The following is a 10,010-nucleotide window of genomic DNA, read 5'->3' as shown; positions in this document are numbered from 1 at the left end:
TGTTTTGAAGCGCGACGCTGTGCCCTGAAACTAGCCAAAGCTGAGGAATTCGAGGCTATGAAAGATGCCGCCGTGGCTGCTGACTTGGTGGACGAAATCAGTACATCGGTTTACGTGTCGGAACAGCAGCGACGGAACGAGGCAGAACTACTTATCGCGTCCAATGGTGATAGAGAACTCCTAGAACGCGCTCTAGCACTAGATGCTGAAGAAGACGAGTCGGAGAACGTTCAGCTAGCCGAGAACGATGACGATGAACTCCGAGAACGGATTCTGCAATTGCAGGCTCGCGGCTACGGCAAGGGTAAAATCATCAGCGAAATCTGGCAAGTCAGCAAAGGTGGCTCAGAGAAGTACAAGGCTGCTGAGGCTGAGTATCGGCGACTTACTGGGGAGTGATACTCAGCATACGTGCTGCATTGCAGGAAACCCATTGGGTTTCCGTAATGAACAACCCTGGTACATACCACTAGAAAAGCACCTTGTAACTGCTAGCAAACTCGTAGAATTTCGTTATTGTCCACGCTGTGCAACCGCTGACCTCTGACAGTGCTTGCAAAATACTCTGACAAGCAGTTCACAAGTCCCAGAAAATATCACAGGTTCGAGAAAACAACTACTATGCTGCAATTGCCCGTTCAAAGCTAAAAACGTAGGCTGCGAGAGGGCTTCAGTGCGACGTACTAAGGCACAGCCCTAGGGGTGTGTTTACACTCTCTAAGGTGTGCAGCCTATTTCCTTTATGTAGCTGGTAGAATCTGAGATACGCACTTTCCCAAATGAATCCAAAGTCTGTGGTCGATGAGTGGGAGTAAGGTAAGTGCTTATGGCAAGGAATAGAACGGGAGCCACTGATAGCAATCATCTTCCTGCCTCCAAATTTACGACCTAATCCTCTAGCTGCAATCAAGGATAGGCGACAGAGCAAGTCGTCAATTTTTTAAATTGCTCAAAATTACTATAAACAACAAAAAACCGCTCTCTCTAGTTTGACGACAACGAAGAACGGTTTTTTGCAAACCACCCTGCTGTTAAGCAGGCTAGCTTTCATGCACGACAATTATACTTCTGTTAACGGGCGATTAGCAACCTCTGGCTTAGTCTCCGTTTCCAAAGAAAATCCTTGCCCACACTGTGGCAAGCCCGACTATTGCTACCGCATCGGCGAACTGTCAGTGTGTAACCGCGAGAATCCCCCGGCGGAAGGGTGGACGGCTACCACAAAAACTGACGACAACGGGATGCTTTACTACGCACCGATTCAAGAGCAAAAGGAAACTCGCCCCGCACAAACTCGTTACTGGGAATATCCGGCGCGTGACGGTTCGCGGTTAGTCCGAGTCAAGCGAGTTGACGACGGCAACAGTAACAGAAAAATTACTCAGCAGCACTGGGAAGGTAGCAGGTGGGTTCCAGGGCTCGGTAATATTGACCGCGCCAATATCCCTGTTTACCGTCACCAGGACGTGCAAAAGGCGATCGCCCAAAATCAACTCGTCTTTATAGTCGAGGGCGAGCCGTGCGCTGACTTGCTGTGGTCTTTAGGTTTGGCCGCTACCTGCAACATCGGCGGCTCTGGAAAATGGCGGCCAACTGACAGTCAAGATTTAAGCGGCGCCGCTACTATTATTTCTCCCGATCGCGACGAACCAGGAATCAAGCACGCCGAACAAATTGCCCAAGACTTCCCAGACGCTCAATGGCTTTACCCCTACCCAGACTCACCAGCGTGGGACAACTTACCTAAGAGTCAAGGTTTGGATATCGCCGACTGGGTTAAAGACAAAAATCTCAGTGCCAAAGACTTAATAAATTCTATTACTCCTCGCCCCCGCACACGTGAAGATGTAGTATGCCAGAAGTATGACAGTGATGAAAAGGGCTATATTCCAGATACAGCACCAGTTGCAGAGCAAAATTTCGTACAAAAAGCAGAGGCATCGCTCTACACTGGCACACACTGGGTATCTATCGGCGGTCAGTTGTATCGCTTTGTAGGAACGCATTACGAGCTTCAGTCGGAAGCTGAGGAAAAACGACGTATTGGCAACTGGCTGAACACTTACTCAGAAAATGTCAAAGGCCGCTATGTCTACAACCGAGCGAAGTCAAGTAATGTGGCTGAAATTATCAACTGGGTTGTTGGTCGAACGGCGATTGACCCAAACAAAGTAAATCCTGATGGCTTGAACTGTTCTAACGGTGTGGTGCGAATTAATCCCGATGGTTCTCACGTCCTAGTTCCTCACAGCCCAAAACAGGTCTATACCTATGTTGGTGGTAAGTATGACCCTGGTGCTGACCCTACGGATTGCGATCGCCTTTTAGAGTGTCTTGAGGAATCTCAACGGGAGATTTTTCTCAGGACGGCCGCTGCTGGTTTGAACTTGCGATTGGTTCGCTCAAAGTTGACTGGCAGGGGAGTCAAAGGCTTGTTGTGCTACGGCGAGGGGTCTAACGGCAAGGATACGCTGCGAGCTGTGTTGAGCGCTGTCTTTGGTCAAGGCATGGCTGGTAAGTCGCTTTCAGATTTCAAGTCCTACGACGGCGGGCGGAAATTTGCACTGGCAACCATTGAGGGCGCTGTTTGTAATTGGGCTTCTGAGAATGCTGCAAACCTGAGTCTCGACATCATCCAAAGTCTCAAGCAGTTTATTACCGGCGACCCGATAGAAATTGAGCGCAAGGGTAAGGATAGTTACGAGTACAAGCCGACAGCTATCTTTTTAGCCAACTGCAATAAGTTGCCGTCCATCACCGGGGGAACAGCCGCTATTGATGACCGCTACGGCATCCTAAGTTTCAAGAAAACCTACAAGCGTGGTGCTGATGCGTCACAGGGAGAATTGGAAGCTGACCCGCGCTTTAAGGATGACCCGGACTTCATACTTGAACGAATTGCGCCGGCGATGCTTAACAAAATGTTGGAGCGGATGCCGCTGTTGCTGGCTGAGGGAATTGACTACAAGGCAACCCGTGAGGCGATGCGGGAGGCTCAAGAAGAAAGCCGACACCTGTGGCAGTTTGCTCGTGAGGTGGGACTGGAATCCGATCCGGCCGGCAAGGTTTATATCGGCGACCTCTACAAGGTGTTGGAGAAATGGTATCTAGAAAACGGGTGGCTGACCGTTGATGACTCTGGCAAAACATCCAAGAAATCGTGGGAGGGTGAATCGGTCTACGACAAGCCGGTCAAGAAATCTCAAGACTTGTACGTGCGCTTAAAGGAGCTATTTCCCAAGATTGAGCGACGGGTCGATACTCAGGAGCGTTACGGTAACAAATTCATTTCTGGGTTGAAGTTCACAAATTCCGAACAAAGTGTAAATTCATCGCAAGTATCGCAAGGTTCTTACGTAGAAAGGGTTTCATCGCAAGTGTCAAGTCAAGTGACTTGCGATGGTACTGGCGATGAAAGGCTTACCCAGAGCCAACCTTGCTATCCTTGCGATGAATTCATACCTTTTGTCAGAATTTGCAATTTGCTAAATTTACTCACCCAAGATGAGCTGCAAAAGCTGTCGAAATTGACTGAAGCAGTCGCAAAAGTAAAAGCGGCTAAAACTTGGGCGGACGTGCAGCAGGCGATCGGAGACGACGCGGAACTGCGGGGACAGGTAAAGACGGCGCTAACGAAAGAAGAGAATGCCCGTATTGGCAAACTCAAGATGACCGCAGTCGAGACCACGTAAGCGCTGGCAGTGGGAGTTACCTATAAGTTTGGGTAACTTCCTTGAGTATGTTACTAGCCTATCACTAAACTATTACAGTAACATACTTAGTAACATACGAATAACTAATAGTGTGTTACTAAGTATGTTGTTTATCTTATAGGTGTGTTACTAGACAATTAGTATGTTATAAAGGTATCATACCAATAACAAAGTAACAGACTATGGCAACAGACAAGAAACATATAGCCGTATACCTCGACAAGGCTGTAGAGGATGCGCTGATTGAATTCTGTACCGCTAACGGCATGGAATCTAAGAAGGGCCCGATGTATTCGGCGGCAGTGAATAGAGCGCTAGCACAATTTTTCGGGATATCAGATACCACACCAGACACCATACCACGTACCATACCAGACAACATACTAAGTACCATACCAAGTGCCATACCAGACAACATACCAAGTACCATACCAGATGTCGAACTAGCTGAACGCTTAACTGAGATTGAAACTCAACTATCGGAGCGTTTTACCCAGATGGAGGAACGGCTGGGAAAATTGAGAGCCTGAGCGAGGGCAACGATGAATCGCTCAGGCAGGAATTGAAAGCGGCCAACAAGCAACTTACAGAATGGGATGCGGAACTGAATCAGTTACACGAGCGCAACGGCGATTTGGTGTTGAAGGTGCAGATGCTGGAGCAAGAACTCAAGGAAGCGCAGCGCGATCGGGAAGCCAATAAAAACTCAGCTCCGACCGTCGCAGAATTTCCAGAACCGGCCGACTTGCTCAACCAGTTAAAAGCGCGGCGCAAAAAGTCTAAGGCGGACTTGGCAGATATGGACACAGTTGTAGAGTTGCTCTCCCTGTTGTGGAGTAGTGAAACAGTTCCCTAGGGTTTGTCAGGGGGTAGAGCCTGACTAGCCCCAAAACACCGTAGTCATTTCGTAGTCATTTGATACTCAATTTGGTTGTTTCGTAGTCATTTCGTAGTCAATTTCTAGTCAATCCAGCCCGCTTATCACCCGTATTTTGGGCAATAAAAAGCCTCAAACCGTTGATTTTTCGTTGGTTTGAGGCTCATATATTCGTAAGCGGGCAGCGGGAATCGAACCCGCATAGTTAGCTTGGAAGGCTAAAGTTTTACCACTAAACTATGCCCGCACACACACAGAACCTAAAGTTACCACAAGCTGTGGAGAATTGCAATAGGTCTGTGCAAAATTTTTGAACACCTCCCTGAAAGTGGCTGAATCGGGGCTTGTAGCCCGATCGCCTCTTCCAGGCTACAAAGGCTTTACGGATGGAAATAATCGTAAATTTGCTGCGCCAGACGCGGGCCAATCCCAGAAACTTCAGCCAACTGTTCGGGAGTCGCTAAACGCAGATAGTCGATCGACCGAAAATGCGCTAACAACAGTTTTTGTCGGTGGTGTCCCAACCCCGGAATGTCATCTAAGCGCGATCGCTTCATTCTCTGACTTCTTTGATCCCGGTGAAAACTCACAGCAAACCTGTGCGCCTCATCCCGCACCCGACGCAATAACTGTACACCAGGCTGCTCAGAATTAGTGGGCAGCGGCAAAGATTCCCCCGGCAAAAATATCTCCTCTCGCTGCTTCGCCAAACTCACAACCCGCAACTCATCTAGCAAATTCATCTCCCGCAAAACTTCCACAACTGCTGACAATTGACCCTTCCCACCATCTATCATAATTAAGTCAGGTTTGTCAACAATAGGAGGGGAAACCGTAGAGAAACTTCCCATTTCTGTCTGTTTTCCTAAATCGCTAAATTCTTTTTCCTTATTTCTTCTATCCGTTAAATCCGTTACACAATCCGTTGCCGAACTTCCTTCTTCTTTTTTATCTCGGAATCGTCTGCCAATAACTTCTGCTAAACTAGCAAAGTCATCAGAATGACCAGACTTAATTTCAGGATTTTTAATTTTGTAATGGCGATAGTGTTGGTTGGCGGGCAAACCGTCAATAAATACGACGCGGGAAGCTACGGCGTCCGAACCTTGAATATGAGAAATATCGTAACCTTCAATGCGGTGCGGAACTTCTGGTAAATCCATAATTTCTGCTAAATCTTGCATGGCTTGAGAATTGCGATCGCCCAATCTTTGCATTCTCGCCAATTCATACTCAGCGTTGCGTTCCACCATCTCGATCAACTCTGCCTTAGTTTGCCGCTGCGGCGTCAAAATCGTCACTTTTCGCCCCTTGCGGTTGCTCAACCAATCTGCTAATATTTCCCCTTCTGGTAAGTCGTACTGCACAGAAATTTCGCTGGGAATTTCTACAGATTCGACATTTTGATAATGTTCCTCCAACACCCGCTGCAAAATTGCTCCCGGTTCCACGCCGCATTGAAATTCCCATTTCCCTATTCGTGATTCCTGGGAAGAAGGCGAACTATTTTCACTCCCATCTCCTTGCAACAGAGGGGTTGGGGATACAGGCACATCAGCTATAAATCCCAATCTGCCCACTAATTGACCGGCGCGAATTTGGAACAATTGAACGCAAGCGTGCTGGGTATCTGCTGCAAGGGCGATCGCATCTCTGGAAACGGTATCGTCTGGTAAAGACACTTTTTGACCAGCACTCAAAGACTGCAAACCTTTAATTTGGTCGCGAATCCTAGCCGCTGTTTCAAAGTTCAAATCTTCGGCTGCTTGTTCCATTTGCGGTTCCAGAATGTCCAGCAATTCCTGAGTCCTTCCCTGGAAAATCATCGCCACTTTTTGGATAATTTTTTGGTAATCTTCCGCAGACATTAACCCTTGACAAACGCCGACGCAGCGCCCGATATCATAATTCAAGCAGGGACGGTCTTTAAACAGCGGTTGAGGGCGCTGGCGCAGGGGGAAAATCCGCTTAATTAAATGTAGCGTACTCCGCAGCGCGCCTGTATCGACGTAGGGGCCGTAGTAGCGGTCTTTGGCATTACCCGCGCGGCGTTTGCGGGTGATGAAAATGCGCGGGTATTTCTCTGACCAAGTTATGCACAAATAAGGGTATTTTTTATCATCTTTGAGGAGGACATTAAAGTAAGGTTGGTGCTGTTTTACTAGGTTTGCTTCTAAGGCCAAAGCTTCAGCTTCTGTGTCGGTGGCGATGAATTCTATTTCTCGCACTTGCTGCACCATCATCGCGATGCGGGGACTGAGATTTTGGCTTTCGCGGAAGTAGGAACGGACGCGGTTTCGGAGTTTTTTGGATTTGCCGATGTACAGGATGCGATCGCTCTCATCGCGCATTAAATATACACCGGGAACTGCCGGAATTTCTTTGAGGCGGCTTTCTAGGCGTTCTGAGTCTTTAACTAGCGGCAGAGTTTTTTGGATCATTAGTTATTTGTTCTTTGTTATTTGTTATTTGTTACTTGTTATTTGTTATTTCCAATGCCCAATGCCCAATGCCCGATGCCCAATTCCCAATGCCCAATTCCCAATGCCCAATGCCCGATGCCCAATTCCCAATGCCCAATCCCTACAATATCTGAGACAAAAACTTGCGCGTGCGTTCTTCTTTTGGATTCTGAAAAAACTCTTCCGGCCCGGCTTCTTCAACTAAAACGCCGCCATCCATCAATACAATGCGATCGGCAACTTCGCGCGCAAACCCGACTTCGTGAGTCACTACTACCATGGTAATTCCAGTTTTAGCCAAATTTTTCATGACATCTAAAACTTCCCGCACCATTTCCGGGTCTAATGCTGATGTCGGTTCGTCAAATAGCATGATTTTCGGCTGCATTGCTAGGGAACGTGCAATAGCTACCCGCTGCTGCTGTCCCCCAGACAACTGTCCGGGATATTTTTTTGCTTGTTCCAAAATTCCTACTCTTTCTAACAGTTGCATCGCTACTTCTTCGGCTTTTTTCTTGGGCCAACGGCGCACCCATACGGGCGCTAGCATGACGTTTTCCAGGACTGATAGGTGGGGAAATAGGTTGAATTGCTGAAACACCATTCCTACTTCTTGGCGAATTTTATCGATGTTGCGTAAGTCGTGGGAAAGTTCGATTCCGTCGATCGTGATTTTACCTTGCTGATAGGCCTCTAAAGCGTTGAAAGTGCGAATAAACGTCGATTTTCCCGAACCCGATGGGCCCATCACGACGACGACTTCACCTCGGTTGACGGTCATGCTGACGCCGCGCAGGACGTGAAATTGTCCGTACCATTTCTGGACGTTTTCTGCTACGATTACTGTCTCTGGGAGTGTGGGTTGAGTTTGCATATTTTTTTTTATTTTTTAACCGCTGATGAACGCTGATGAACGCTGATAGATATTCGTGTTTGCAAATTGTCTGCTGAGGGCGGGTTTTGCCATTTTTTTTGTCATTTTTATCATATATCCTTAGCTAAACCCGCCCCTACAAAATTCTAATGATTAATGACTGAGAGGGCGGGTTTTGCCATTTTTTTTGTCATTTTTATCATATATTTTTAGCTAAACCCGCCCCTACAGACTGCGGATTAATGACTTTTTTCTAGGCTGCGCTCTAATTTGCGGCTGGCTTGTGACATTGAGTAGCAAAATACCCAATAAATGAGACCGACGAATATGTAAACTTCGGCGTACCTGCCTATATACGATGGATTTGCTAAAACTGCGCGGGATATGCCGATTAATTCTAACATTCCGAATAGGGCAAGTAGGGATGTATCCATGAATAATCCGATGAATTGACCGCCGATCGCCGGAATGACAGTTCGCAACGCTTGAGGGAGTACAATCAGAATTGTCAGTAGGGGTGTGTTTAGCCCGATCGACCTTGCTGCTTCCATTTGCCCCCTGGGTACGGCCTGCAAGCCTCCGCGCACGTTTTCCGCCAAGTATGCCGCACTGAATAATGTTAATCCGGCGATCGCCCGAATGACTCTATCTAATTTGGGATATTCGGGCGGCAAGAATAATTGCAGCATCACTTGACCTAAAAACAAAATACCAATTAATGGCAAGCCGCGCACTATTTCAATGTACAATGTTGAAAGCAATTTGACCACTGGCAAAGAACTTTGTCTGCCGAGGGCGAGCAATACTCCCAAGGGAAAAGAAAGCACAATGCTAATAATCGCTAAAAACAGCGTCAGCACTAAACCGCCCCAGTCATTTGTCGAGACTTCTCTCAAACCTAACCCGCCTTTAATTAGCCACAGAATTAGCGGGAAGGAAAGAGCCCAAATTCCGGGCATCCAGCCCATGATTTTGGGATTGATTTGTCGGGCGGCGACATACCCCGCAGTGGCTGCGATAATAATTCCTAAGAGGTAGAAGCGAGAGGTGAGGTCGATCGGCGAAATGACTGCACCAACAACGGCAGTACCGAGTAAAATCAGTGTAGGCGGATTCCAAAGACGTTCTTCCCGCTGAATATTTCCCCAAGTTAAACCTCCCAACAAGGCAATGATTGCTGCGACTATCCACAGCCGCCAGTAGGATTCGCTGGGAAATCTGCCCACGAAAAATAGCGGCAAGTTGGCTTCTAACACTCGCCATTGAGCTTTTGTTGTGGCCCAAACGATAATTCCTTTTATAGTCTGGAAGGCGACAATCAGGCAAACTATTGTCAGAATGCTGTTGTACCAGGTACTGAATAAGTTTTTGCGCGCCCAATTCCAAGGGGTGGGCGATTCGGTGGCTGGAGGCGGTAATACGGGAATTGTTTCCATATTTTAGATTTGAGATTTGAGATTTGAGATTTCCGGCTGAATTGCACTTGCTAATATTCCTAATATTTTATTGACATCTATTAGGTAATATTCAGTCAAGTCAATTTCAATTACTTGTTCTTTTAGTCTTAAAAATCTCCACGTTTGGCCGCTAGTAACAGCCCCATAAGTTATTGTTGCATTTGGGTTGCCTTCGCATTCGTTAAATATTCTAACTCCCAACATTCCGGCTACACATGGCCCCAAGCTGGCATTAATGTCTTCGTTTTGTGCTTCTACGATTGCAACTACTGGTGCGGTAAGCATTAATAAGTGTGAAGAACGACTAATCAAAAAATCGCAATTTCCAGCTAATCCTTTTTCGGCATCAACTGTAAAATCTATTCCACAAAAAAGACCAATTTGATGGTTCAACAGTTTTCTAAGTTCGATTAAAATCGGTGCGGTAATCATGGACGATCGAGACTTGTCAGTATTGCTGCTTAAAGCAATGGGCACGTTCTCTTTGAGAATTTCTACAAGTAAGGGACTTGGTTCTAATTCTGGCACAGTAGAAAACAGATTAATTCGATCGCCAATCGTCAAAGCGAATTTTTTTGTTACTGTTTTTAAGTCAAAATCTCTGTAAGTCATTTCAACTTTAGTTCC

General features: G+C 46.9%; 7 protein-coding genes, 1 tRNA gene and 1 pseudogene. 4 read left to right on the top strand and 5 right to left on the bottom strand.

Features of this window, described 5'->3' with window-relative positions; genetic code table 11:
- The 4 genes and pseudogenes from QUB68_RS25690 to QUB68_RS25675 form a co-directional block, all read left to right on the top strand.
- A pseudogene (locus QUB68_RS25690) lies at window positions 1-399 on the top strand (hypothetical protein); the annotation flags it as partial.
- 614 nt (window positions 400-1,013) lie between these two features.
- Window positions 1,014-3,692 (top strand): DUF5906 domain-containing protein, encoded by a 2,679-nt coding sequence (locus QUB68_RS25685; protein WP_332997746.1) that lies wholly within the window; start codon window positions 1,014-1,016, stop codon window positions 3,690-3,692.
- 203 nt (window positions 3,693-3,895) lie between these two features.
- Entirely contained in the window at window positions 3,896-4,243 is a 348-nt protein-coding gene (locus tag QUB68_RS25680) for a hypothetical protein (protein WP_332997745.1), read from the top strand.
- Window positions 4,244-4,275: 32 nt separating this feature from the next.
- Window positions 4,276-4,569 (top strand): flagellar alpha dynein, encoded by a 294-nt coding sequence (locus tag QUB68_RS25675; protein ID WP_332997744.1) that lies wholly within the window; start codon window positions 4,276-4,278, stop codon window positions 4,567-4,569.
- Between the two features lie 197 nt (window positions 4,570-4,766).
- On the opposite strand, the gene QUB68_RS25670 is transcribed toward QUB68_RS25675, so the two are convergent.
- The 5 genes from QUB68_RS25670 to QUB68_RS25650 all read right to left on the bottom strand — a co-directional run bounded on the left by QUB68_RS25670 (window position 4,767) and on the right by QUB68_RS25650 (window position 9,995).
- Window positions 4,767-4,837, bottom strand: a tRNA-Gly gene (locus QUB68_RS25670).
- Between the two features lie 133 nt (window positions 4,838-4,970).
- Window positions 4,971-7,031 carry an excinuclease ABC subunit UvrC gene (uvrC, locus tag QUB68_RS25665; protein WP_332997743.1) on the bottom strand — a complete coding sequence of 687 codons (2,061 nt, stop codon included), beginning with the start codon at window positions 7,029-7,031 and terminating at the stop codon, window positions 4,971-4,973.
- Window positions 7,032-7,173: 142 nt separating this feature from the next.
- A complete protein-coding gene (locus QUB68_RS25660; protein WP_332997742.1) occupies window positions 7,174-7,926 on the bottom strand; it encodes an amino acid ABC transporter ATP-binding protein in 753 nt (250 codons plus the stop codon).
- Window positions 7,927-8,165: 239 nt separating this feature from the next.
- Window positions 8,166-9,362 (bottom strand): amino acid ABC transporter permease, encoded by a 1,197-nt coding sequence (locus QUB68_RS25655; protein ID WP_332997741.1) that lies wholly within the window; start codon window positions 9,360-9,362, stop codon window positions 8,166-8,168.
- Between the two features lie 3 nt (window positions 9,363-9,365).
- Window positions 9,366-9,995 carry a hypothetical protein gene (locus QUB68_RS25650; RefSeq protein WP_332997739.1) on the bottom strand — a complete coding sequence of 210 codons (630 nt, stop codon included), beginning with the start codon at window positions 9,993-9,995 and terminating at the stop codon, window positions 9,366-9,368.
- Window positions 9,996-10,010 lie beyond the last annotated feature (15 nt).

Origin of the sequence: Microcoleus sp. A006_D1 (assembly GCF_036702805.1) — a bacterium.
In the GTDB taxonomy this organism is placed as follows: domain Bacteria; phylum Cyanobacteriota; class Cyanobacteriia; order Cyanobacteriales; family Microcoleaceae; genus Microcoleus.
This window is presented reverse-complemented; position numbering and strand designations above follow the sequence as displayed.